This is a genomic window from Pseudomonas sp. GW821-FHT07F01 (assembly GCF_059418825.1).
In genome coordinates this window covers 294,426-316,243 of sequence record NZ_JBWKQO010000003.1, presented here as the reverse complement: position 1 = coordinate 316,243, position 21,818 = coordinate 294,426, and the positions used below count along the sequence as shown (strand labels likewise).

The window sequence follows — 21,818 nt, the reverse complement described above, 5'->3', positions numbered from 1 at the left end:
ATAAAGCCCGCAACCGCGCCAGGGCACGCCTAAAAAGGTCAAAGGCGCATTTACACCGCGGATGAGTCCTGTTGCGACGAGCTGCAATTCATTGGCAGCACCAGGGTTTGGGGGCTCCGACCGCACTGCGCTACAATCCTGCGCCTTCGCAGCCTGTCGGCTTCAATTCATCTTTATCAGGCCCGCCCAACCCCCTCACGGTTGGCGCCGGCGCTGAATCGGAGGTACCTCCATGGTGCACAGCATGACCGCCTTCGCCCGGGTAGAACGGGCAGGCACTCAGGGCACCCTGAGCTGGGAACTGCGCTCGGTCAACAGCCGCTACCTGGAGCCGCACCTGCGTTTGCCGGAAGCCTTTCGCGACCTTGAAGGCGCGGTCCGCGAAGCCCTGCGCCAGGGCCTGTCCCGCGGCAAGGTCGAGTGCACCTTGCGCTTCATCGAGGAAACCGCCGGCAAACCGCTGCAGGTCGATCGCGAGCGCGCCGCGCAACTGGTCGCCGCCGCCGAATCCGTCGCCAGCCTGATCAAGCAGCCGGCCGCGCTCAACCCGCTGGAAGTCCTGGCCTGGCCGGGTGTACTGGTGGCCGACGCCACTGACCCGCAAGCCTTGAACAGTGACGCCCTGGCCCTGTTCAACCAGGGCTTGAAGGAACTGAAGAATGGCCGCGAACGGGAAGGCGCCGAACTGGCCAGGCTGATCGACGAACGCCTGTCCTCCATCGAGGAAGACGTGGCGACCCTGCGTGAACTGGTCCCGCAGATGCTCGCGACCCAGCGCCAGAAGATCCTCGACCGCTTCGCCGACATGCAGGCTGAGCTGGATCCGACCCGTCTCGAACAGGAGATGGTGCTGCTGGCACAGAAAAGCGACGTCGCCGAAGAACTGGACCGCCTGAGCACCCACATCATTGAAGTACGTCGCGTGCTCAAGTCCGGCGGCGCGGCCGGGCGGCGCCTGGACTTCCTGATGCAGGAACTCAACCGCGAAGCCAACACACTGGGCTCCAAGGCCTTCGACCCGCGCAGCACCCAAGCTGCGGTCAACCTCAAGGTGTTGATCGAGCAGATGCGCGAACAAGTGCAGAACATTGAGTAAGGCAACTGACATGACCCACAGCACCGGCACCCTGTACATCATTTCCGCGCCGTCGGGCGCGGGCAAGAGCAGCCTGGTCAAGGCCCTGACCGACGCCAAACCGGAGATTCGCGTCTCGGTCTCCCACACCACCCGTGCCATGCGCCCCGGTGAGGTGGACGGCGTGAACTATCACTTCGTCTCCCGCGAGACGTTCGTGAAGATGGGTGAGCACGGGGACTTCCTGGAGCGCGCCGAAGTGTTCGGCAACCTCTACGGAACCTCGCAAAGCCACCTGCAGCAAACCCTGGACGCAGGCCACGACCTGATTCTGGAAATCGACTGGCAAGGCGCGGAACAAGTACGCAAGCTGATGCCCCAGGCCCGTTCGATCTTCATCCTGCCACCGTCCTTGCAAGCCCTGCACCAGCGCCTGACCAACCGTGGGCAGGACAGTGACGAGGTCATCGACGGGCGGATGCGCGAAGCCGTCAGCGAAATGAGCCACTACGTCGACTACGACTATCTGATCATCAACGACGATTTCGCCCACGCGCTGGGCGACCTGAAGGCGATTTTCCGCGCCAATCAGTTGCAACAGAAACGCCAGCAGCAGCGTTTCGGCAAATTGCTGGCTGAACTCCTGGGTTAAAACAGCACTTCCCAAAACCGCTGCAAGCGCTTTACATTGGCACTTGCAGCGCGTTGAAGGGCTTGGTTAAAAAATCAGCGCTTCCCTTAACGCTGGTGATTTTTTAAACTGTTGAGTCCGCTCGCCCATCCGGGCAGCGCGCATATTGCATTTGCTACGAGGAAGACCATGGCCCGCGTAACCGTTGAAGACTGCCTAGAACACGTGGATAACCGCTTTGAGCTGGTCATGCTCTCTACCAAGCGTGCCCGTCAACTGGCCACCGGCGGCAAAGAGCCGAAAGTAGCATGGGAAAACGACAAGCCTACCGTTGTCGCCCTGCGCGAAATCGCTGAAGGCCTGATCGACTACGCAGCCATCGCCGAAGCCGAAATCGTTGAAGATGAGCCGCTTTTCGCTGCTTTCGAGGACGAGTCCAACGAGGCCGTCTGAGCCTATGCCTGGTCGACGTAGCACGGCGCGGGATCACAGCTTACGGCAGGAGACATCATGCCGAGCATAGACGCCCTCGCCGATCGCTTATCGACCTATCTCGGCACGGACCAGGTCAATCTGGTCCGCCGAGCGTATTTCTACGCCGAACAAGCCCATGACGGTCAACGCCGTCGCAGCGGCGAGGCGTACGTCACGCACCCACTCGCGGTAGCGAACATTCTTGCCGACATGCACATGGACCATCAGAGCCTGATGGCCGCGATGCTGCATGACGTCATCGAAGACACCGGCATCGCCAAGGAAGCGCTCAGCGCGCAGTTCGGCGAAACCGTGGCCGAATTGGTGGATGGGGTCAGCAAACTGACCCAGATGAACTTCGAAACCAAGGCCGAAGCCCAAGCGGAAAACTTCCAGAAGATGGCCATGGCCATGGCCCGCGACATTCGCGTGATCCTGGTCAAGCTGGCCGACCGCCTGCACAACATGCGCACCCTGGAAGTACTTTCCGGCGAGAAGCGTCGGCGGATCGCCAAGGAAACCCTGGAGATCTACGCCCCCATCGCCAACCGCCTGGGCATGCATGCCATCCGCATCGAATTCGAAGACCTGGGCTTCAAGGCGATGCACCCGATGCGTTCCGCGCGGATCTACCAGGCGGTCAAGCGCGCCCGGGGCAACCGCAAGGAAATCGTCAACAAGATCGAGGAATCCCTCAGCCACTGCCTGGCCATCGACGGCATCCAGGGCGAGGTCAGCGGTCGCCAGAAGCACCTGTACGGCATCTACAAGAAGATGCGCGGGAAGCGTCGGGCCTTCAACGAGATCATGGACGTCTATGCGTTCCGCATCATCGTCGACAAGGTAGACACCTGCTATCGCGTACTCGGCGCTGTACATAATTTGTACAAGCCGCTGCCGGGACGCTTCAAGGACTACATCGCCATTCCCAAGGCCAACGGCTATCAGTCGCTGCATACCACGCTGTTCGGCATGCACGGAGTACCGATCGAGATCCAGATTCGTACCCGGGAAATGGAAGAAATGGCCAATAACGGCATCGCCGCCCACTGGCTGTACAAATCCAGTGGCGACGAACAGCCCAAAGGCACTCACGCCCGCGCCCGCCAATGGGTCAAGGGCGTGCTGGAAATGCAGCAACGCGCCGGCAACTCCCTGGAATTCATCGAGAGCGTGAAGATCGACCTGTTCCCGGACGAGGTCTACGTGTTCACGCCCAAAGGCCGGATCATGGAGCTGCCCAAAGGCTCCACCGCGGTGGACTTCGCCTACGCGGTACACACCGACGTCGGCAACAGCTGCATCGCCTGCCGGATCAATCGTCGCCTGGCGCCGCTGTCCGAACCCCTGCAAAGCGGTTCCACAGTGGAAATCGTCAGCGCCCCGGGCGCGCGCCCGAACCCGGCCTGGCTGAATTTCGTGGTCACCGGCAAGGCCCGCACCCATATCCGCCATGCTCTCAAGCTGCAGCGCCGCTCCGAGTCCATCAGCCTCGGCGAACGCTTGCTGAACAAGGTGCTCAACGGCTTCGACAGCTCCCTGGAAAAGGTCCCGGCCGAACGCATCCAGGCGATTCTCCAGGAATACCGCCTGGAACTGATCGAAGACCTGCTGGAAGACATCGGCCTGGGCAATCGCATGGCCTACGTTGTGGCGCGCCGCCTGCTGGGCGAAGGCGAACAGCTGCCAAGCCCGGAAGGCCCGCTGGCAATCCGCGGCACCGAAGGCCTGGTGCTGAGCTACGCCAAGTGCTGCACGCCGATCCCGGGCGACCCGATCGTCGGCCACCTGTCCGCCGGCAAGGGGATGGTGGTGCACCTGGACAACTGCCGCAATATCAGCGAAATCCGCCACAACCCGGAAAAGTGCATCCAGCTCTCCTGGGCCAAGGATGTCACCGGCGAATTCAACGTCGAACTGCGCGTAGAACTGGAACACCAACGCGGCCTGATCGCGCTGCTGGCCAGCAGCGTCAACGCCGCCGACGGCAACATCGAGAAAATCAGCATGGACGAACGCGATGGTCGCATCAGCGTGGTCCAACTGGTGGTCAGCGTGCACGACCGCGTACACCTGGCCCGCGTGATCAAGAAACTGCGCGCCCTGACCGGGGTCATCCGCATCACCCGCATGCGTGCGTAGCCCGTCCATTACAAGGAGTCATTCATGACCAAGACAGTTATCACCAGCGACAAGGCACCTGCTGCCATCGGCACCTACTCCCAGGCGATCAAGGCTGGCAACACCGTCTACATGTCCGGCCAGATCCCTCTGGACCCCAAGACCATGGAGCTGGTGGAAGGCTTCGAAGCCCAGACCGTCCAGGTGTTCGAAAACCTCAAGTCGGTAGCCGAGGCCGCTGGCGGTTCGTTCAAGGACATCGTCAAGCTGAACATCTTCCTCACCGACCTGAGCCACTTCGCCAAGGTCAACGAGATCATGGGCAAGTATTTCCAACAGCCTTACCCAGCCCGCGCCGCCATTGGCGTGGCCGCCCTGCCAAAGGGTGCACAGGTTGAAATGGATGCCATTCTGGTCATCGAGTAACACCCGCGGCGCAGCCCTCAAGGCTGCGCCGTTTTCGTTCTGAAAGGATTTCGTCATGCGCCAAGCGCTAGCTGTTTCGCTGCTCGCCGTACTGCTCGGCGGTTGTGCCAGCGACCCCGCCAAAAACGATGTGGGCGGCATCTGGATCAATCAGGTAGCGATCGACGCAGCCTCCAAGGGCGGCCCTTTGCGTGAAGCCCTCCAGGCCTACGGCCCGAACCTGGAATGGGAGCTCAATACCAAGGCTGGCCAGGCCCGCTACACCAACGGTTTCGAAACCGTCGAAGGCAAGATCATCGGCGACGGTTCCAGCACTGCAAAAGTCGAGTTCTATGGCAGCGCCGCCACCGACTTGAAGCGCAACGGCAAGCAACTGCTGCAAGTGGCCAACGACAATGAGCCCGAGCAGGTCTTCGACCGCCCCAAAGACCCCGCCCCCGAAGGCGCGCCGCTAGGCGCCAACTTCGAGCGCGCCTTGTACTCGGCGTACCTGGGTGGCAAGTGGAAGATCGTCAACGGACCGGGCCTGGGCAACGAAGTGCAGTTCCAGGCAAACGGCGCCGTCCAGGGCCTACCGGGCGCCGATCGCTACGCCTTGTGCCTGGCTGGCGACTGCGCCTCGATGAGCGGCGGCAACGATAGCATCTGGCTGCAGCTCAACGGCCAGGGCAACTCCTGGATCTTCGTGCGCAAGGATCAACAGCTGGAGATCTTCCAGGCGGTGAATACCGCCCTGGCGGATGAAGTGCCCTCGCTGACGCCGGGCAGCCAGCAGTGGTTGCTGGAAAAGCAGTAACTACCCTGTAGCCGCTGCCGCAGGCTGCGACAAGGTCCACCGGACCTTCGGCCTGTCGGCAGCGACGCCCTCGGGAAGCCGGTCGCAGCCTTCGACCGCGACCCCAAGCTGCTCGGGCAACTTAGCCCTGCGTCGTCAGAATCGCAGCATAACCTTCGCGATAACTCGGATAGCGCGGCACCCAGCCCAGCGCCCTGGCCCGGGCATTGCTGCAACGCTTGCTGCCGGTACGACGCACGCTGGCATCGTCCGCCCATTCGGTGACGCCCAGGTAATCGCGCAGCCAGTCGACGACCTCCGCCAGAGGCGCGGGCGCATCGTCCACGCCGATATAGCAATCATCCAGCGCCGTGCCACTGCGGTCCGCCTTGATCAGGAACGCCAGCAGGCCCGCGGCATCGTCCGCGTGAATACGGTTGCCGTACAACGGCGGCTCGATCGCCACGCGATAACCCCGGCGCACCTGGGTCAGCAGCCACTCGCGACCCGGGCCATAGATGCCGGTCAAGCGCACCACAGTGGCGGGAATACCGCTGCCCAGAGCCACCTGCTCGGCTTCCAGCATCATGCGTCCGGAGTAGGCCTGGGCCTCGGCCACGGAAGTCTCGTCCACCCACTCACCGTCCTTCTGCTCATAAACGCTGCTGCTGGAGACAAACAGCAAACGCTTGGGCGCCTGGCCGCGCTGCTTGAGCCAGCCCAGTACATGCTGCAGACCATCGACATAAGCCGCGCGATATCCGGCTTCGTCATGCTCGGTGGCCGCCGCGCAATACACCAGATAGTCCGGCGACTTCTGCGGCCATTGCCCGGGGCATTGCTCGCTGAACAGGTCACCTGCAATGCCCACCACCCCCTGTGGCAAGCGCGATACGTTGCGACGCAGGCCGTAAACCTGCCATTGCTCGGCCAGCAGTTGAGTCGCCAGGCGACTCCCGACATCACCGCAACCGGCGATCAATACAGAGGGGGAGGACATCAGAAAACTCCTTTGGGAAAGGTCAAGACTAGCCCTCGCACTGGACGAACGGCTAGCAATCAAGGAAAAAAAGATACTCTATTACTTCTGTTAACAAGAATTACTTGCAATAATAACCGCCCATTTTGTTCTCGGCCCTGCGAGGCCTAGAAGGACATTTCACCCTTTTCTCCTCTCAGGTCCGGCCAGCATGACAAGCAACCAACTCTCCGTCTCGCCAACCAAACGCCCAAGCCCGCTGCGCGCCATGAGCGCGGTTGCAGCGCTGTTGTGCAGCCTGCTGCTGGCACCGACCGCAGCCTTTGCCGACCAGCACGCCCCAGCCACCGCCGCAGCCCCTGCCGCGACCGCTCCAGCCGCTGAACATACGGCCACCGACCCGACCGCTCCAGCCGCAGCCCCAGTGGCCGGCGAGCCAGTCCAGGCCGAAGGCCAGCCCGCTATCGGCGAAGACGCTCCTGAAGTCCTGGAGGCCGACAACACCCTGGGCATGGCCCATGACCTGTCGCCGTGGGGCATGTACCAGAACGCCGACATCATCGTGAAACTGGTGATGATCGGCCTGGCCATCGCCTCGATCATCACCTGGACCATCTGGATCGCCAAAGGCTTCGAGCTGATGGGTGCCAAGCGCCGCCTGCGCAGTGAAATCGCCGCACTGAAAAAGGCCACCACCCTCAAGGAAGCCAGCGCCACCGCCACCAAGGAGGGCACCCTGGCCAACCTGCTGGTGCACGATGCCCTGGAAGAGATGCGCCTCTCGGCCAACAGCCGCGAGAAGGAAGGCATCAAGGAGCGCGTCAGCTTCCGCCTGGAGCGCCTGGTGGCTGCCTGCGGCCGCAACATGAGCAGCGGCACCGGCGTGCTGGCTACCATCGGTTCCACCGCGCCGTTCGTCGGCCTGTTCGGCACCGTGTGGGGCATCATGAACAGCTTCATCGGCATCGCCAAAACCCAGACCACCAACCTTGCCGTGGTTGCCCCGGGTATCGCCGAAGCCCTGCTGGCCACCGCCCTGGGCCTGGTTGCCGCGATTCCCGCGGTGGTGATCTACAACGTCTTCGCTCGCTCCATCACCGGCTACAAGGCCCAGGTCACCGACGCCTCGGCCGAGGTCCTGCTGCTGGTCAGCCGCGACCTGGATCACCAGCCGAACGAGCGCTCCGCACAACCGCACATGGTGAAAGTGGGGTAATCAGCCATGGGCTTGCATTTGAAAGAAGGCGCAGGCGACGACCTGGCCGAAAACCACGAGATCAACGTCACGCCGTTCATCGACGTGATGCTGGTGCTGCTGATCATCTTCATGGTGGCCGCACCGCTGGCCACCGTGGACATCAAGGTCGACCTGCCCGCCTCCAGCGCCAAACCGGCGCCGCGGCCGGAAAAACCGGTGTTCCTCAGCGTCAAGGCCGACAAGCGCCTGTTCCTCGGCGAAGACGAAGTCAAGGCTGAAACCCTTGGCGCCATCCTCGAGGCCCGGACCCAGGGCAAGAAAGACACGACCATCTTCTTCCAGGCCGACAAAGGTGTGGATTACGGCGACCTGATGAGTGTGATGGACACCCTGCGGGCGGCCGGCTACCTGAAAGTCGGCCTGGTCGGACTTGAGACGGCAGCCAAGAAATGATCACGACGCGCCAAAGACTGACGCGTTACAGCGGTAGCCTGGCGGTGGTGTTGGGCGTCCATGGGTTGGCGATCCTGCTCGCCCTCAACTGGTCCAAGCCACAGCCCATGCCCATCCCCCCCCAAGCCATGGTGGTGGAATTGGCACCTGCCCCTGTGCCGCCTCCACCGGCGCCGCCGAAAGTGGTGACCCCACCACAACCGCCGGCCCCCGTGGAAGAACTGCCGTTGCCGAAACTGGCCGAAGCGCCGAAGCCGACCATCTCGGTACCCAAGCCGGTGAAGCAGAAGCCCAAGCCGCAACCGCCAAAGCCGGTGGTCAAGCCTGAGCCGCCCAAGGAAAAGCCTTCCGAGGAAAAGCCCAGCGACGCCCCGGTCACACCGGCTCCGTCCAAGCAGCCCGCTCCTGCGACCCCTGGCCCGTCACCGGCCCAGGCCGCCGCCAAGGCTAACTGGCAGGGGGAATTGCAGGCGCACCTGGCCAAGTACAAGCGCTATCCGAGCGAGGCTCAGCGTCGAGGCAAGGAAGGCACCAACTCCCTGCGCTTCGTCGTCGATGCCGAAGGCAAGGTGCTGTCCTATGAGCTGGTAGGCAGATCGGGCAATGCCGATCTGGACCGGGCCACCCTGGACATGATCCGTCGTGCCCAGCCGCTGCCCAAGCCACCGGCAGACATGCTCAACAACGGCAGCGTGGAAATCACCGCCTCGTACAACTACGAGATCGACCGCAGCCGCGGCCGCCGCTGATCCACCGCAAGGGCACCTTCAAGGTGCCCTTCGCGTTTGTGCCGCCTGAAGCAGGCATTGGCGGGTGTCGCATTCCACCCTCGGTCTGATAACGTGCGTCTATCGATTGCAGCCGTTATGCTTGGCCGCAACCTCACGGACGCCCGCTATGACTCTTACAGAATTGCGCTACATCGTTACCCTCGCCCAAGAGCAGCACTTCGGCCATGCCGCCGAGCGCTGCCATGTCAGCCAGCCCACCCTGTCGGTCGGCGTGAAAAAGCTTGAAGACGAACTCGGCGTGCTGATTTTCGAGCGCAGCAAGAGCGCCGTGCGCCTGACCCCGGTGGGCGAGACCATCGTCGCCCAGGCGCAAAAGGTCCTGGAGCAGGCCCAGGGTATCCGTGAGCTGGCCCAGGCCGGCAAGAACCAGCTGACCGCACCGCTCAAGGTCGGGGCGATCTACACCGTCGGCCCCTACCTGTTCCCGCACCTGATTCCCCAGCTGCACCGGGTCGCCCCGCAGATGCCGCTGTATATAGAAGAGAACTTCACCCACGTACTGCGCGACAAACTGCGCAACGGCGAGCTGGACGCGATCATCATCGCCCTGCCGTTCAACGAGGCCGATGTCCTGACCCTGCCGCTGTACGACGAACCCTTCTATGTGCTGATGCCCAGCGGCCACCCCTGGACCAAGAAGGAAACCATCGACGCCAACCTGCTCAACGACAAGAGCCTGTTGCTGCTGGGCGAAGGCCACTGCTTCCGCGACCAGGTCCTGGAGGCCTGCCCAACCCTGACCAAGGGCAACGACGGCGCCAAGCACACCACCGTGGAATCCAGTTCCCTGGAAACCATCCGCCACATGGTCGCCTCCGGCCTGGGCATCTCCATCCTGCCGCTGTCGGCCGTGGACAGCCATCACTACGCCCCCGGGGTGATCGAAGTCCGCCCCCTGACCCCGCCCGTGCCGTTCCGCACCGTGGCCATCGCCTGGCGCGCCAGCTTCCCGCGGCCCAAGGCCATCGAGATCCTCGCCGACTCGATCCGCCTGTGCTCGGTGGCCAAGCCGCCCGCCGCGAGTTAAGCGCTCGCAATGACTGAGCTGTCGAAAGTGCCGGTCACGGCACTCAAGGGCGTCGGCGAAGCCATGGCCGAGAAGCTGGCCAAGGTCGGCCTGGAAAACCTTCAGGACGTGCTGTTCCACCTGCCCCTGCGCTACCAGGACCGCACCCGCGTGGTGCCGATCGGCGCCCTGCGCCCTGGCCAGGATGCTGTGATCGAAGGCACCGTCAGTGGCGCCGATGTGGTCATGGGCAAGCGCCGCAGCCTGCTGGTGCGCCTGCAGGACGGTACCGGCGGCCTGAGCCTGCGCTTCTACCATTTCAGCAATGCGCAGAAGGACGGCCTGAAGCGCGGCACCCGTGTGCGCTGCTATGGCGAAGCCCGGCCCGGCGCCTCGGGCCTGGAGATCTACCACCCGGAATACCGTGCCATCAGTGGCGACGAGCCGCCGCCGGTGGACCAGACCCTGACACCGATCTACCCCCTGACCGAAGGCCTGACCCAGCAGCGCCTGCGCCTGCTGTGCCAACAGAGCCTGGCCCTGCTGGGCCCGCGCAGCCTGCCCGACTGGCTGCCGGAAGAGCTGGCCCGGGACTATCAGTTGGCGCCCCTGGACGATGCGATCCGCTACCTGCATCACCCGCCGGCGGACGCCGATGTCGACGAACTGGCCCTGGGGCACCACTGGGCCCAGCACCGCCTGGCGTTCGAGGAATTGCTGACCCACCAGCTGTCCCAGCAGCGTCTGCGCGACAGCCTGCGCTCACAGCGCGCCCCGGTGCTGCCATTGGCCAGGAAACTGCCGGTCAAGTACCTGAAGAACCTGGGCTTCGCTCCCACCGGCGCGCAACAGCGCGTGGGCAACGAGATCGCCTACGACCTGAGCCAGCCCGAACCCATGCTGCGGCTGATCCAGGGCGACGTGGGCGCCGGCAAGACCGTGGTCGCCGCCCTGGCCGCCCTGCAGGCACTGGAGGCCGGCTACCAGGTGGCACTGATGGCGCCGACGGAAATCCTCGCCGAGCAGCACTTCATCACCTTCAAGCGCTGGCTCGAGCCCCTGGGCCTGGAAGTCGCCTGGCTGGCAGGCAAGCTCAAGGGCAAGGCCCGCAGCGCAGCCCTGGAACAGATTGCCGGTGGCGCACCGATGGTGGTGGGCACCCACGCGCTGTTCCAGGACGAAGTGCAGTTCAAGAACCTGGCCCTGGTGATCATCGACGAACAGCACCGCTTCGGCGTGCAGCAGCGCCTGGCCCTGCGCCAGAAAGGCGTGGGCGGCCGCCTGTGCCCGCACCAGTTGATCATGACCGCCACGCCGATCCCGCGAACGCTGGCCATGAGCGCCTACGCCGACCTGGACACCTCGATCCTCGACGAACTGCCTCCCGGTCGCACCCCGGTGAACACCGTGCTGGTGACCGACAGCCGGCGCATCGAAGTCATCGAGCGGGTACGCGCCGCCTGCGCGGAAGGGCGCCAGGCCTACTGGGTCTGCACCCTGATCGAAGAGTCCGAGGAACTGACCTGCCAGGCCGCGGAAACCACCTTCGAAGACCTTTCCAGCGCCCTCGGCGAATTGCGCGTAGGGCTGATCCACGGCCGCATGAAGGCCCCCGAGAAAGCCGCGGTGATGGCCGAGTTCAAGGCCGGCAACCTGCAACTGCTGGTGGCCACCACGGTGATCGAGGTCGGGGTCGACGTACCCAATGCCAGCCTGATGATCATCGAAAACCCCGAACGCCTGGGCCTGGCCCAGTTGCACCAGCTGCGCGGCCGGGTCGGGCGCGGCAGCGCCGCCAGCCACTGCGTGCTGCTCTACCACCCACCGCTTTCACAGATCGGTCGCCAGCGCCTGGGCATCATGCGTGAAACCAACGACGGTTTCGTCATCGCCGAAAAGGACCTGGAGCTGCGCGGCCCCGGGGAAATGCTCGGCACCCGGCAGACCGGCCTCCTGCAATTCAAGGTCGCCGACCTGATGCGCGACGCCGACCTGCTGCCGGCGGTACGCGATGCCGCCCAGGCCCTGCTGGAGCGCTGGCCGGACCATGTCAGCCCGTTGCTGGAGCGCTGGCTGCGCCACGGACAGCAATACGGCCAAGTGTGAACCAACACTCAGTTAGTGAACCCTCGCCATAACCAAGCTGGTTATACTCGTCAAATTGTAGAAAAACGGATACCAGACCATGACAGAAGTTGCCCTCGACATTGCAACCCCACACGCTCCGTCTGTTATCCGGTTGCTGCTCGGCAAGCTGGCCATCAGCTACAACGAAGTGATCGACCAGCCGGGCCTGCCGGCTGCGCGCAAGGTCCAGGCGGTACTGCTGGACGACGCCGTCGGCGCGCTGATGGTGCTGTTCCCGCAGAGCCAGTTACTGGACCTCAACCGCCTGGCCGAACTCACCGGCCGCCGCCTGACCGCCGTTTCCACCGAACGCCTGGAGCGCATGCTCGGCAAGCACAGCCTGAGCCTGCTGCCCGGCCTGCCGGCGCTCACCAGCTCACCGTGCCTGTACGAAGAAAGCCTGCTGCGCGAGCCCTGCCTGCTGATCAACTCCGGCGAGCCCGGGGTACTGCTGGAGATCACCAGCGAAGCCTTCAAGAGCATGCTCAGCAAAGCCAGCGCCGGCAACTTCGGCGAGCCCCTGAGCAGCATTCGCCCCAACCTCGACCGCCCGGACGATGACCGCGAGGAGATCTCCCAGGCGATGCAGGCCTTCACCGCGCGGCGCATCCAGCAGCGCCTGGAAGCCACCATCGAGATCCCGCCCCTGGCGGAAACCGCACAGAAGATCATCAAGCTGCGGGTCGACCCCAACGCCACCATCGACGACATCACCGGTGTGGTGGAAACCGACCCGGCCCTGGCCGCCCAGGTGGTCAGCTGGGCCGCCTCGCCCTACTACGCCTCGCCCGGCAAGATCCGCTCGGTGGAAGACGCCATCGTCCGCGTGCTGGGCTTCGACCTGGTGATCAACCTGGCACTGGGCCTGGCCCTGGGCAAGACCCTGAGCCTGCCCAAGGACCAGCCGCAGCACGCCACGCCTTACTGGCAGCAGTCGATCTACACCGCCGCGGTGATCGAGGGCCTGACCCGCGCCATGCCCCGTGCCCAGCGCCCGGAAGCCGGCCTGACCTACCTGGCCGGCCTGCTGCACAACTTCGGCTACCTGCTGCTGGCCCACGTGTTCCCGCCGCACTTCTCGCTGATCTGCCGGCATTTGGAGGTCAACCCGCACCTGTGCCACAGCTATGTCGAACAGCACCTGCTGGGTATCAGCCGCGAACAGATCGGCGCCTGGCTGATGCGCTACTGGGACATGCCGGAAGAGCTGTGCACCGCCCTGCGCTTCCAGCACGACCCGAGCTACGACGGCGCCTATGCCGAGTACCCGAACCTGGTGTGCCTGGCCGTGCGCCTGCTGCGCAGCCGGGGCATCGGCTCCGGGCCCCACGAGGATATCCCCGACGCCCTGCTGGAACGCCTGGGCCTGACCCGGGACAAGGCGGACGACGTGGTGAGCAAGGTGCTGGAAGCCGAAGTACTGCTGCGGGAACTGGCTTCGCAGTTCAGCCAGGCCTGAGCCCATTCGCCGGCCAGCCCGCTCCTGCAGGAGGCGGCTTGCCGGCGAAGTTTCCCGGTCAAGCCTTGGGCTTGGCCTTTTTCGGTTTCAGGTACTTGGTCAGCCCCTGGAACCAGATCACCAGGGCCGGGTTGCCCTTGATCTGGATCGACTTGTCCTGAATACCGGTCATGAATGCCAACTGCTTGTTCTTCGCCTGCAGGGTGGCGAAGCCGTAGGCGGCATCCTTGAAGGCGATGGCGAATGCCGGCTCGGGATAGAACCCCGAACGGCTGGTGACGCGCTGGTCCTTGACGAAAAAATGCCGAGCAACCTTGCCGTCGAGCGTCTGCAGCTGGAACACCAGCTCCTTGTCACCCAACTGTTGCTGGAAAGCAGGATTGTTGCGGCTGGCTTTGCCCATCAACAGGCCAAGCACCCAGAGAAGAAAACGGAATTTCATGCACGGCGCCTCAGTGGAATTATTGGATGGCCGGCGCAGTTTAACCTGTAACTCGAAGAGCGCCAGCCGATCTGTTCGATTGCTCGGAGATCGGCTGGCGTTCAACGCTTATCGCGACATCTTGTCAGACAATCGCCAACTCAGACGTTAGGGCAAGGCACCGGTGCCCAGTCACCCAGGTCCGGGTTCTTGCACATGCTGTTGACCTGGGTCTGGCCGGTGGTCGCGACCTTGTTGCTCTCGGCCTGCTTGATCTTGGCATCCTGGATCGACCTCTCGGTGCTCACCGCTTCCTGAGGCACGGTCGGCAGCTTGGGCTGCTTGACCTTCTGTGGCTGTTTTCTCTTGCCACCGGTGGTCACCGTGGTGGTATCGGCGGTGGCGACTTTCACCACGTCGGTACGCTGCACGCCCACTTGCTGCAGATCCTGCTCGTAGGCCTGGTTGTACTTGCTCAGGTCTTCGCTGGCACGGCCGTTCACCGCGGTGATCAGGTCGTTGGACTCCTTCAGGCCGCTGACGATTTCCGCCAGGCGCTTGCGCCCTTCCACGTCATTGATGGTGTTGGCCTTGCGGGAGCTGATCAGGCTGTCGAAGGCGCGCTGGTAGCAGGTCTGGGAAGCGCGGGCATAGGCCGTGCTGCGGTCGATGTCGGCCGCGCTCTTGTTGACGTCGGCAGCGTAGGAAGCGATGCGCTGGTTGTCGTCGGCGATCTGCTTCTGGCGCTCGGTGTAGTAACCGGCTGCGCCACCGGCCAGGGCACCGCCTGCGGCACCGATGGCGGCGTTGCGGCCACGGTGGTCGCCGTCACCGGTCAGGGCACCGAGCAAAGCGCCGCCGGCAGCGCCCAGGGCAGCACCGGTGACCACCGACTTGGTCATGTCCGAATCCGTGGCGCGCAGGTGCTGCACCGGCTCGTAGCAGCTCGGGTAGTACTCGACCTTGGTGGTCGAGGCGACCTTGGACACCGGAGAGGTCGCGCAACCGGTCAATACGGTGCTGAACCCGGCGGCAACCAACAGCAGGTGACGCTTGGACGTTGAAGCAAATGGGTTGCGGGAAAAAAGCATGTTCGTGATCTCGATTAAGTTTGACCAACTCGGCGCGACGCAATGTCGTCCGAGATCCTCCAGGCTCGACAGACAGCGGCCGGTCATGACTTCTGACCGGTCGATGCGAGCAGTTCCTTCAAAATCGTCGCCGGGTCGGCTCGCCGTTGCTGGCGATAATTCCCGACATGGCGAACGAATAACGTAGCGCGCGTCACCAGGCTCTTGCCGAGCACCGGCTTGCGATTGAGCTCTTCCTTGATTCGTTGAAATTGCGCCTGGATCACCGCGTCGGTGTAACGGGTGCCCGTGGCCAGGTTGTCGATGTAGATCGCCACCGCCCCGTCCAGCGCGCTGCGGCCGTTGTCGATGGCTTCGGCGAACAGCTTGGCGCTGGGCTGGTCCTTGGCATCGATGGCCTGCTGCTGGCTCTTCTTCAGGTTGGTCAGGCGGATGTTGTAGTTGTTGATGGTCTCGGCCACCAGGGCCGACGACTGGATCAGGTTGCCGGCCGCTTCCTCGCGCTGCTGGGCGATCAGCGAGACGTTGCGCTTGAGCTCTTCGTTGACCAGCCCCAGCTCCGCCTGCAGGCGCGGGTCGACGCTGGCGGCGATGATGGCGTCCAGGCGCTTGGTGGGGTCCTGGGCGTCGTCGATGGCATCGGTCAGGGACGCCAGGCGGCCTTCCTTCTGCCACTGGGCGAACAGCTCCTTGTAGCGCGAACGGGGCGCCGACAGCGCGCCGATGGCCACCCGGAAACCGGTGGTTTCGTTGCTCTGCTCAGTGCCGTCGGCGCCAAACAGCGGGTACTCGCGGCGCATCCCGGTGAACAGCGTGCCTTCGCCTTCCAGGTAGTTGCCGCCCTTGACCACGAAACCGCCGTAGGTGCCCTGGCGGCGCCCGGCGCGCACCAGCTGGAAGGACTCCTGGACCATCTCGGCGGCGTTGCCGATCACGTCGAACATGCCGATGGGGTTGGGCAGCTTGGTGCCGATGGGCATCAGGCGCGCGGCCTGGCCGGTGCCGCCGGCCACCTGGTTGAACACCGCCCAGTCCGCCAGCGGGCCGTCGTCTTCGCTGCCCTCCACGCGCCGCGGGAACAGGCGGCCTTCCAGCTCCTGGCGGCTGACCGCCTGGCCGCCGCGGGCGGCGTATTCCCACTCCACCTCGGTGGGCAGGCGCACAAAGCCCAGGCCACCGTCTTCCGAGGAACTGCCACGGCCGCTGACCGGCAGCAGGTCGCGGTGGTTCTTCATCAGCCAGGCGCTGTACACCGCGGCAAAGCGCTCGGCCTCGAAGCGCGACAGCTTGACCTTGGGCAGGCGCCCCTGCAGGCCATCCGGCGCCTCACAGGCCGGGGCCGGATCACCGCTGGCCAGGGACTGGGCCTGGGCCATGACCTGAGCGTACTGGCGGGCAGTGACCTCGTACTTGCCGATGAAATACAGCATTGGCTTGAGGGGCACCCCGGCGCCACTTTTCGGCAGCGCCGGGCCAATGGTCTTGCCCCAGGCGCCAGGCAGGTCCTTGAGGGTGAACTGGCCGTTGATGTAGTCCCGGCGATAGCCGGAAATGAACGACTGCTGGTAACCGCTCTCACCCTCGCTGAAGGGGTAGCCGAGGTTCACCTCACGGTCGTCCAGGGTGCCCTGGGCCAGCACGTAGACGTAGCGGAACACCATCTCGCCGTCGCAGGGCAGCGGCAGGCTGACGTCGTCCGGCAACGGCTTGGGGTTGTCCATCTTGTTCGCCGGTTCTTCGGCCCACACGGCCCCGGCCAGGGTCATGGCCAGCACGGTGCTGATCAACTTATACATCGCGAATTCCTTCACAGGCTTCTATGCGCGACACCCGCCAGCCGCCCAGCGCGGCGGCCAGGGTACTGACGCCCAGCGTCGCCAACAGGGCCAGCCCGTAATGGGCCGGCAGCAGGTGGCTGGCGTATTCGCCGGGCGCCTGCATGAACAAATGATTCAGCCCGGCCTGGGCCAGGCCATACAGGGCGCCGCTCAACAGCGCGGCAAAACCGGCGCTGTACAGCGCCTGGGCCACCACGAACAGCAGCAGCGCACCGGTGGAAAACCCGAGCAGGCGCAACACCGACAGCTCCCGGCGCTTGCGCTCCACCGCCGCCAGGGCCCCGGCGAAGATCGCCGCGAAGGCACCCGCCAGGGCCAGCCCGGCGATCACCCAGAAGACGATGGCCAGGTTGCGGCTCAAGGACTGCACCTGGGCTATGGTCTGGGCCTGGGTCGACACCAGCAGGCCGCGCTCGGCGAAATACAGACGCAATGGCTCGACATCCCCCAGGTCGCGGGCATACAGGCGAAACGCCGGGTAAACCCGCTGCCCGGCAGTTGCCTGGGCATCGCCGAGCCAGCCCAGGGCCGCCACAGCGCGTCCGTCGCGGTAATCCTCGGCGGCTTCCAGCAGCGCCAGCGGGGCGAACAGCGCGTCCCGGGCAAAGGCCTCCAGCGGCAGAACGCCCTCCACCTGGACCCGGGTCCGCTGTACCTCGCTGCGCCCCGCCACCTGCCGGCCAAAGGTCGCCTGCAACCAGTCCCCCGGCTGCACCCCAAGCTTCTCGGCGGCGGTGCGGCTGAGCAGCACGCCACTCATGCCCCGGGGCGCCGGCAAGCGCCCGAGCAAGGGGTCGCCGGCCGCGGTGGGGAGCATTTCCACGGTCAGGCCGATATCCCCCGTGCCCCGGGACAGGTCCGCGGTGGCGGCGATCTGCCGGGTACGCGGCAAGGCAAAGGCCACGTCCGGACGCTGCCCCAACTGGGCGATGAAGTCGGCGCTGAAGCGCCCGCCGCCCAGGGGAATGATCTCGCGCACCGCCGGGTCCTTTTCCAGGCGCTCGGTGAGGCTGCTCACCAGCCCGAACTTGAGCCCGAACAGCACCAGCAAGGGGGCGATCACCGCCACCAGGGCCAGCACCGAACAGGCCGACAGCCAGCTGTCGGCCCGGTAGTCCTGCCAGGCCAGTGCCGCGGTCAGGGAGGCGCGCATCAGCAGGCCTCCCCAAGCGTGGCAGTGACTCCGCCATCGGCGTCGCGCTGGCAGGCGATGCGGCGCACCTGCAAGCCGTTGGCCCGGGCCAGGGGTTCGTCGTGGGTGGCGATCACACAGCACACCCCCTGGTCCCGCGACTGCTGCACCAGCAGTTGCATCACCCGCTGAGCGTTCAAGGGGTCCAGGGCCGCTGTCGGCTCGTCCGCCAGCAATACCTGAGGGTTGTGGGCCAGGGCCCGGGCGCAGCTGACCCGCTGGCGCTGGCCCACCGACAGCGCGGCGGGTTTCTTGTGCAGCTGGTCGGCGATCTCCAGGCGCTCGGCCAGGCGCCGGGGAATGCCCTCGTCCGCCAGCCCCAGCAACTGCCGGGGCAGGCTGATATTCGCGCGCACGTCGAGAAAGCCCAGCAGGCCGCCGGTCTGCAGCACATAACCCAGGTGCCGGCTGCGCAACTGCGCCAGCGCGCTGTGGCCGTCGCCGCGCCAGATCCCGGCAATGTCGATGGCATCCCTGGCCGGGGAGAACTCGAAGCGCGCCGCCGAATCCGGGGCCAGCACCAGCGCCAGCAGGTCCAGCAGCGTGCTCTTGCCGCAACCGCTGGGGCCGACCACCGCCAGTTGATCACCGGCACGCAGTTGCAGCCTGGGGATCACCAGGCTGTAGCGTTGGCGACCCTCGCCGCGGCTCTTGTGCACCTGCGCCAGATTGAGCATCACGGCAGGGTCGACAACGGAACGCGGTACAGGGCATCACCCGGCTCGGCATCACCGAAGCGCACCCAGTTGGCCAGATCGTTATGGAAGGTTTCGTAGAGGCGGATCTTCGAATCCAGCTCGTCGATGAAGTCTTCCTGCTCGGCCACGCTCAGGGACAGCCACAGGTCCTGGGTCATGTTCAGCGACTTGCTGCGGTACGGCAGGCCTTCCAGGTACTCCCCCAGCACGCCGCCGTCGGCCAGGTTGCCGCCCTTGCGCAGGGCCGACGGGTCGCGGCTCATGTAGGCACTGGCGCTGGCGATTTCCTGGAAGAAATCCTTGGGCGAGGTCTGGGTCTTGCGCGCCGCGTCGACGATCAGTTTCAGCGACTGCTGCAAGTCGTTGAGTTGCAGCTTGGTGAGCATCACACAGACCTGGAACGCCGGCAGCGCCGGGTTGGTCAGGTCGCGGTCGGCGGTCCAGGCGCTGACCAGCTGGGGCGCCTGGCTGGCGGACTTGCGGCCGAGAAAATCCATGTGCATGGCGTAGCCGATGGCCGCCGACTTCTGCGCGATGCTCGGCGCCGCCGCCAGCACCGGGACTTCCTGGCTCTGGTTGCTGCGCACCTGATGCACCAGGTCGGCGAACACCGTGCCGATCTCGTCGACCCGCTCGCCAAACTTGCCCACATCGCCGCCGGGCACCGGAATGTACAGGTCGCCGATCTTCGGGTTGGCGTCGGCGGTCAGCACCCGGTACTGGGTTTCCGCCTGGGCGTGGTTCTTCTTGCCGGCATCGGTGCGCAGGTGCAAGGCGTAGATCTTGATCTGCTTGCCCAGGGCTGCCTGGCGCACTTCCGCCTCGTTCATCTGGGTGCGGCTGTAAGGGTCGTTCTTGCGCAGCGCCCCGGCATCGCTGACCAGCAGGATCAGGCGGCCGCCATAGCCCTTCCAGTCCATGCCCTCCACGGCCTGCATCACGCCGGCAAAGGCGTCTTCGTTGAACGAATGGCTGGAGACACTGGTGGCCTTGACCTGGCTCACCAGCTCCTGGAAGCGCTGGGGATCGCGACCCTGGTCCAGGGTCACCAGGGTCTTGGTCACGTACTCCAGGCCCGGGGTCTTGCTGGTGTTGTTGCGAAAGCCCACCAGGCCGAAGCTGACGCTGTCCAGCTCGCCGCGCTGGGCGATCTTGCTTTGCAGCTCGTGCACCACATCGCGCACCTGGTCGATGTAGGGCTGCATCGACACCGAGGTGTCCACCACCAGCACCACCGCAGTGCGGAAGGCATCGCCGGCCGCCGGAGGAGTATTGGCCGGCAGGCGCTTGCCGCTACTGTCACTGATGCTCTGCGGGCTGTTGCCCGGGTCGATGGAAGCCACATTGAGCAACTGCACCGGCTGGCCGTTGTCGTCGAAACTCTCCTTGGAATCGAAGATCGGCAGCAGGTAGAACTGGTCCTGTGGCACCGCGCTGGCGTTGGGTTCCAGGGCCAGCACCTGCTGTTCGTCCTGGGGATTCTTCTGTGCCTTGAGCAGCAGGTTCTTGGCCGCCGCAGGGTCCGCCAACAAACGCTCCAGCTCGCTGGCCTGACGCACGAACATCACCGGTGCACGACCGGAACGCTCGGTGAATTTCAGCACCAGGCTCTGCTTCCAGTCGCTGACCTGTTCGGCCGGCAACCAGCCGGCGCTGCGACCGTCACTGGCGGCCCCCAGGCGCAGCCAGGAGCGGCCGTCGAGGTTCTTGCGCTGATACACGTAGAGCACCGAGAACGCCGGCACCGCCTGGCCCGGCGCAGCCCCAGGCTCGCTGGAGAAACTCGCCCCTGGCTTGCTCAGCACCCGCTGGAACAGGGTTTTCTTGCCCGGCATCAGCAGCGGTCGCTGGCCGCCGTCGACATCCGCGGCCACCGGCTGACTGGCCGGGGGCGCCACCACCGCAGGCGTGGTGCCGGCTGTCGAGGCGGTCTTGGGTTCTGGCGCCGGGCTGTCGCCCGACAGCCACCAGTAACCGGCGCCCGCCACTGCCAGGGCCACCGCCACGGCGACCCCGGCCAGGGCCAGCACTGGGCCGCGCCGCTGTTCGGAAGGCCCGCTGCCGGCTGGCGGCAGATTGGCCGTGCGCGGCGGCGCGGGCGGCTCCTCGGGCGGCTCGCGGCGCGGCGCCGGTCGGGGCGCCTGCTGCGGGATCTCGATGGACACCGGGGTCAGCCCGGCCAGGTCGTTGCCCTGAGGTACAGGCTGCGACGCAGCCTGGGGTGGCAGCGGCAAGGGCTGGATCAGCGTCGCTTCCACCTCGGCGGTGGCGGCCGGCAGGTTGTCCAGGGCCGCCAGCAAGGCGGCGGCATCCGGGTAGCGCTCGGCCGGGTCCTTGGCCAGCAGCTTGCGCAGGATGTGCTGGTAGCGACCGTGGTGCAGCGGCAGCTCCGGCAGCGGCTCGGTCAGGTGGGCCAGGGCCGTGGACAGCGCGTCGGTGCCGTTATAAGGCAGCTCGCCCACCAGGATTTCATACAGCACCACCCCCAGGGCATAGAGGTCGGCGCGGCCGTCGATGTCCTGGCCACGAGCCTGTTCGGGGCTCATGTAGCTCGGGGTGCCCACGGCAAAACCGGCCTGGGTGAACTGGGTGCGGTCGTCCAGGGACTTGGCGATGCCGAAGTCCGAGAGCACCGCGGTGCCGTCGGCGCGGAACAGGATGTTGGCCGGCTTCACATCGCGGTGTACCAGCCCCTGGGCATGGGCATAGCCCAGGGCCGAGGCGATCTGGCGGATATAGGTCAGGCCCTGCTCCGGGGTCAGCCCGGCGGCGATGCGCTCTTTCAGCGTGCCGTTGGGCAGGTACTCCATGGCCATGTAGTACAGCTCGCCGACATTGCCGATGTCGTGGATGGTCACGGTGTGCGGGTGCGACAGCCGCGCCAGGGTCTTGCCCTCGCGCAGGAAGCGCTCGCAGAAGCTCGGGTCGGCGGCCAGCGCCGCGGCCATCACCTTGAGTGCCACCTTGCGTTCCAGGGAACGCTGGGTCGCCAGGTACACGCTGGCCATGGCGCCTTCGCCAATTTCGCCCTGGATGTCAAAGCCGGGAATCAGAATGTCCATG

Annotated in this window: 19 protein-coding genes; 12 read left to right on the top strand and 7 right to left on the bottom strand. The window is 65.2% G+C overall.

Annotated elements, in window-relative coordinates; genetic code table 11:
• Positions 1–232: 232 nt before the first annotated feature.
• From AC07R1_RS11980 to AC07R1_RS11955, 6 genes are all read left to right on the top strand, one after another.
• Positions 233–1,096, top strand: coding sequence for a YicC/YloC family endoribonuclease (locus AC07R1_RS11980; protein WP_015637471.1), 864 nt, complete (start codon positions 233–235; stop codon positions 1,094–1,096).
• A 10-nt stretch (positions 1,097–1,106) separates the two neighbouring features.
• Positions 1,107–1,727, top strand: coding sequence for a guanylate kinase (gmk, locus tag AC07R1_RS11975; RefSeq protein ID WP_011064231.1), 621 nt, complete (start codon positions 1,107–1,109; stop codon positions 1,725–1,727).
• 168 nt (positions 1,728–1,895) lie between these two features.
• Positions 1,896–2,159: a DNA-directed RNA polymerase subunit omega gene (gene rpoZ, locus AC07R1_RS11970; RefSeq protein WP_007921129.1), complete on the top strand. Its 264-nt coding sequence runs from the start codon at positions 1,896–1,898 to the stop codon at positions 2,157–2,159.
• 57 nt (positions 2,160–2,216) lie between these two features.
• Positions 2,217–4,322, top strand: a complete 2,106-nt coding sequence (gene spoT, locus AC07R1_RS11965; protein WP_011064232.1) for a bifunctional GTP diphosphokinase/guanosine-3',5'-bis pyrophosphate 3'-pyrophosphohydrolase — start codon at positions 2,217–2,219, stop codon at positions 4,320–4,322.
• 24 nt (positions 4,323–4,346) lie between these two features.
• A complete protein-coding gene (locus tag AC07R1_RS11960) occupies positions 4,347–4,727 on the top strand; it encodes a RidA family protein (RefSeq protein WP_007921133.1) in 381 nt (126 codons plus the stop codon).
• 55 nt (positions 4,728–4,782) lie between these two features.
• Entirely contained in the window at positions 4,783–5,523 is a 741-nt protein-coding gene (locus AC07R1_RS11955; RefSeq protein WP_011064233.1) for a hypothetical protein, read from the top strand.
• Between the two features lie 121 nt (positions 5,524–5,644).
• Here the strand turns inward: AC07R1_RS11955 and AC07R1_RS11950 are convergent, their stop codons facing one another.
• The gene (locus AC07R1_RS11950; RefSeq protein ID WP_011064234.1) at positions 5,645–6,502 is read right to left on the bottom strand and encodes an SDR family oxidoreductase; all 858 of its coding nucleotides are present in this window, start codon (positions 6,500–6,502) and stop codon (positions 5,645–5,647) included.
• A gap of 190 nt (positions 6,503–6,692) precedes the next feature.
• Between AC07R1_RS11950 and exbB the strand changes: the two genes are divergently transcribed.
• The 6 genes from exbB (at position 6,693) to AC07R1_RS11920 (ending at position 13,515) form a co-directional block, all read left to right on the top strand.
• Positions 6,693–7,697, top strand: coding sequence for a tonB-system energizer ExbB (gene exbB / locus AC07R1_RS11945; protein ID WP_011064235.1), 1,005 nt, complete (start codon positions 6,693–6,695; stop codon positions 7,695–7,697).
• A gap of 6 nt (positions 7,698–7,703) precedes the next feature.
• Complete coding sequence (gene exbD, locus AC07R1_RS11940; protein ID WP_495110554.1) at positions 7,704–8,132, top strand: TonB system transport protein ExbD; 429 nt, start codon at positions 7,704–7,706, stop codon at positions 8,130–8,132.
• The gene (locus AC07R1_RS11935) at positions 8,129–8,881 is read left to right on the top strand and encodes an energy transducer TonB family protein (protein WP_011064237.1); all 753 of its coding nucleotides are present in this window, start codon (positions 8,129–8,131) and stop codon (positions 8,879–8,881) included. The genes exbD and AC07R1_RS11935 overlap by 4 nt, the downstream gene beginning before the upstream one ends.
• Positions 8,882–9,029: 148 nt before the next feature.
• Positions 9,030–9,950, top strand: coding sequence for a hydrogen peroxide-inducible genes activator (locus tag AC07R1_RS11930; RefSeq protein ID WP_011064238.1), 921 nt, complete (start codon positions 9,030–9,032; stop codon positions 9,948–9,950).
• 9 nt (positions 9,951–9,959) lie between these two features.
• Positions 9,960–12,035, top strand: coding sequence for an ATP-dependent DNA helicase RecG (gene recG, locus AC07R1_RS11925; RefSeq protein WP_015637474.1), 2,076 nt, complete (start codon positions 9,960–9,962; stop codon positions 12,033–12,035).
• Positions 12,036–12,114: 79 nt separating this feature from the next.
• Positions 12,115–13,515: an aminoacyl-tRNA deacylase and HDOD domain-containing protein gene (locus tag AC07R1_RS11920; RefSeq protein ID WP_011064240.1), complete on the top strand. Its 1,401-nt coding sequence runs from the start codon at positions 12,115–12,117 to the stop codon at positions 13,513–13,515.
• 58 nt (positions 13,516–13,573) lie between these two features.
• Here the strand turns inward: AC07R1_RS11920 and AC07R1_RS11915 are convergent, their stop codons facing one another.
• The 6 genes from AC07R1_RS11915 to AC07R1_RS11890 all read right to left on the bottom strand — a co-directional run bounded on the left by AC07R1_RS11915 (position 13,574) and on the right by AC07R1_RS11890 (position 21,817).
• A complete protein-coding gene (locus AC07R1_RS11915; RefSeq protein ID WP_015637475.1) occupies positions 13,574–13,957 on the bottom strand; it encodes a hypothetical protein in 384 nt (127 codons plus the stop codon).
• 140 nt (positions 13,958–14,097) lie between these two features.
• Positions 14,098–15,027, bottom strand: coding sequence for a type VI secretion system-associated lipoprotein TagQ (tagQ, locus tag AC07R1_RS11910; protein ID WP_011064242.1), 930 nt, complete (start codon positions 15,025–15,027; stop codon positions 14,098–14,100).
• A gap of 83 nt (positions 15,028–15,110) precedes the next feature.
• Positions 15,111–16,793, bottom strand: coding sequence for a formylglycine-generating enzyme family protein (locus AC07R1_RS11905; protein WP_495110631.1), 1,683 nt, complete (start codon positions 16,791–16,793; stop codon positions 15,111–15,113).
• 22 nt (positions 16,794–16,815) lie between these two features.
• Entirely contained in the window at positions 16,816–18,018 is a 1,203-nt protein-coding gene (locus AC07R1_RS11900) for an ABC transporter permease (RefSeq protein WP_015637478.1), read from the bottom strand.
• Entirely contained in the window at positions 18,018–18,734 is a 717-nt protein-coding gene (locus AC07R1_RS11895) for an ABC transporter ATP-binding protein (protein ID WP_011064245.1), read from the bottom strand. The genes AC07R1_RS11900 and AC07R1_RS11895 overlap by 1 nt, the downstream gene beginning before the upstream one ends.
• On the bottom strand, positions 18,734–21,817 hold the full coding sequence (locus AC07R1_RS11890) for a serine/threonine-protein kinase (RefSeq protein ID WP_072443453.1): 3,084 nt from the start codon (positions 21,815–21,817) through the stop codon (positions 18,734–18,736). Before AC07R1_RS11890 ends, AC07R1_RS11895 begins: the two co-directional genes overlap by 1 nt.
• Position 21,818 lies beyond the last annotated feature (1 nt).

Excerpts from the sequence above, each read along its gene's own strand:
- AC07R1_RS11980 (WP_015637471.1), top strand. The coding sequence starts at position 233 with ATGGTGCACAGCATGACCGCCTTCGCCCGGGTAGAACGGGCAGGCACT.
- spoT (WP_011064232.1), top strand. The coding sequence starts at position 2,217 with ATGCCGAGCATAGACGCCCTCGCCGATCGCTTATCGACCTATCTCGGC.
- AC07R1_RS11900 (WP_015637478.1), bottom strand. The coding sequence starts at position 18,018 with ATGCGCGCCTCCCTGACCGCGGCACTGGCCTGGCAGGACTACCGGGCC.
- AC07R1_RS11960 (WP_007921133.1), top strand. The coding sequence starts at position 4,347 with ATGACCAAGACAGTTATCACCAGCGACAAGGCACCTGCTGCCATCGGC.
- gmk (WP_011064231.1), top strand. The coding sequence starts at position 1,107 with ATGACCCACAGCACCGGCACCCTGTACATCATTTCCGCGCCGTCGGGC.
- AC07R1_RS11950 (WP_011064234.1), bottom strand. The coding sequence starts at position 6,502 with ATGTCCTCCCCCTCTGTATTGATCGCCGGTTGCGGTGATGTCGGGAGT.
- AC07R1_RS11890 (WP_072443453.1), bottom strand. The coding sequence starts at position 21,817 with ATGGACATTCTGATTCCCGGCTTTGACATCCAGGGCGAAATTGGCGAA.
- exbD (WP_495110554.1), top strand. The coding sequence starts at position 7,704 with ATGGGCTTGCATTTGAAAGAAGGCGCAGGCGACGACCTGGCCGAAAAC.
- exbB (WP_011064235.1), top strand. The coding sequence starts at position 6,693 with ATGACAAGCAACCAACTCTCCGTCTCGCCAACCAAACGCCCAAGCCCG.
- tagQ (WP_011064242.1), bottom strand. The coding sequence starts at position 15,027 with ATGCTTTTTTCCCGCAACCCATTTGCTTCAACGTCCAAGCGTCACCTG.
- AC07R1_RS11905 (WP_495110631.1), bottom strand. The coding sequence starts at position 16,793 with ATGACCCTGGCCGGGGCCGTGTGGGCCGAAGAACCGGCGAACAAGATG.
- AC07R1_RS11920 (WP_011064240.1), top strand. The coding sequence starts at position 12,115 with ATGACAGAAGTTGCCCTCGACATTGCAACCCCACACGCTCCGTCTGTT.
- rpoZ (WP_007921129.1), top strand. The coding sequence starts at position 1,896 with ATGGCCCGCGTAACCGTTGAAGACTGCCTAGAACACGTGGATAACCGC.
- AC07R1_RS11930 (WP_011064238.1), top strand. The coding sequence starts at position 9,030 with ATGACTCTTACAGAATTGCGCTACATCGTTACCCTCGCCCAAGAGCAG.
- recG (WP_015637474.1), top strand. The coding sequence starts at position 9,960 with ATGACTGAGCTGTCGAAAGTGCCGGTCACGGCACTCAAGGGCGTCGGC.
- AC07R1_RS11955 (WP_011064233.1), top strand. The coding sequence starts at position 4,783 with ATGCGCCAAGCGCTAGCTGTTTCGCTGCTCGCCGTACTGCTCGGCGGT.
- AC07R1_RS11915 (WP_015637475.1), bottom strand. The coding sequence starts at position 13,957 with ATGAAATTCCGTTTTCTTCTCTGGGTGCTTGGCCTGTTGATGGGCAAA.
- AC07R1_RS11935 (WP_011064237.1), top strand. The coding sequence starts at position 8,129 with ATGATCACGACGCGCCAAAGACTGACGCGTTACAGCGGTAGCCTGGCG.
- AC07R1_RS11895 (WP_011064245.1), bottom strand. The coding sequence starts at position 18,734 with ATGCTCAATCTGGCGCAGGTGCACAAGAGCCGCGGCGAGGGTCGCCAA.